This window comes from Lactobacillus sp. UCMA15818 (assembly GCF_030400225.1).
Classification (GTDB): Bacteria; Bacillota; Bacilli; order Lactobacillales; family Lactobacillaceae; genus Liquorilactobacillus.
Genome location: NZ_VJYB01000034.1, coordinates 1 through 1,568 on the forward strand (window position 1 = coordinate 1; position 1,568 = coordinate 1,568).

At 36.1% G+C, this 1,568-nt stretch carries 1 protein-coding gene; it reads right to left on the reverse strand.

Translation table 11 applies throughout. The annotated features are described in order from the left end of the window. Positions 1 to 189: 189 nt before the first annotated feature. Entirely contained in the window at positions 190 to 1,410 is a 1,221-nt protein-coding gene (locus FFX44_RS12535; protein ID WP_289981759.1) for an IS110 family transposase, read from the reverse strand. Positions 1,411 to 1,568: the final 158 nt, after the last annotated feature.

Consider the following 1,568-nt stretch of genomic DNA (forward strand, 5'->3'; position numbering starts at 1 on the left):
TCCTACGTTTAGTCAAGCCTCTAATTTCTTATTTTTTTAATCTTTGAACTAGTGATTGAGAATTGGATTAATATTTTAACTTATTTGAAGGTTGTAGCTTTTTGTCCTCAAATTTAAGTACAAGAAAATAACCGCAAGATATTGCTTTTAAAAAATTGCGGAAAGAGCTATTATACAGTTGGGAGTGAGCTAACTCTCACTTTTAATGGACTTCGAGTCCGCGTATGCGTAAACATACTTGGTGTTGGCCATAGCCATGGCGTAAAGACACTTTAAAGTCCTGTTCATACAGGCAACAATCGCGACTTTATCTCGTTTAGGGAGAGGTCGCTTTTTTAATTGGTAATAGTAATCAACAATGTGATTAGGCGCGGCAGCCTTTTGCCGAATCATATTACGAACTATTAGATAAACAAGCGCTCTAGCGTGTGAATTACCACGTTTATTAATATGATCTTGCCGTTGATAACCACCAGACTGGTATCGTTTTATATCAATTCCAACGTAAGCATTAATTTGATTTGAATTATCAAAGCGAGTGAGATCGCCCAATTCACCAATTAATTGGGCAGCTGTTGAAGAACCAATTCCTGGAATTGAAGTGTAAATTTCAAAGGCAGGAAGTTCTTGGGCGATCTTCGTCATTTGCCGGATTAAGGCTTCTTTTTCCTTGGTTAAATCGATTAATTGGCGACAGTAATATTGAACTTCTTGAACTTGGATACTATCAGCGTCAGCAGCGGGATAGCTAGTTTGAGCAAACGCAAGTAATTTTTCTGCATATTTTAAACCCTTAGCTTGTGAAAGTTTTTTATCAGTTTCTGAAATTAACTTATTTTTGAGTCGAGTCCGAGAGAACTCTTTAACAAAATCAGGATGAGGGAATAACAAAATTACATTTAACGCTAATTTTGAGACACGACTAATAAAGAGCTGTTCTTCTTCTGGAAATGTTTGTTGGAGCGCTGTATAGAGTTTAACTTGTTTTAGTTTGAGATCAGCAATAACTCGATTGTAAAAACGGGAGAGTTCACGTAACTGACAAACTGATTTATCCCAGGGACAAGTTAAACGATAATCGTTTTCTATAACAGAATGGGCTATTTTATGGGCATCAAGTTTATCAGTTTTAAGTCGGCGTAAACTTTCAGAATGTAAATGCAGTTCCAAAGGATTCAGACAAACATACAATAAATGATTGTCCTGACAAAAACGAGCAATTGGTCGAGAATAAACACCAGTAGCTTCAAAATAAACAATTGGATTTTTGGCAATAGTGATAATTCTTTTGAGATGCTTAAAACCACTTTGATTGTGCAGACAATCAAATTCAGCAAGGCAGCGTTGACCTTGATACCAAACAACATAACTATGATTTTTCGAAACATCTAATGCGATAACGTCAGACAAGAAAATCACCCTCCTAATTAAATTTGTGAAGCTAAACTAAACTTTCAACGCAGATATCATTTCCTAAACACGGCCTCAAAGGGTCCTCAATCTTAAATCATATTTGTGCGTAGAAAGTAAAGGAAGTCATTTTAAAATACGAACTCGAAGTCCCAGGG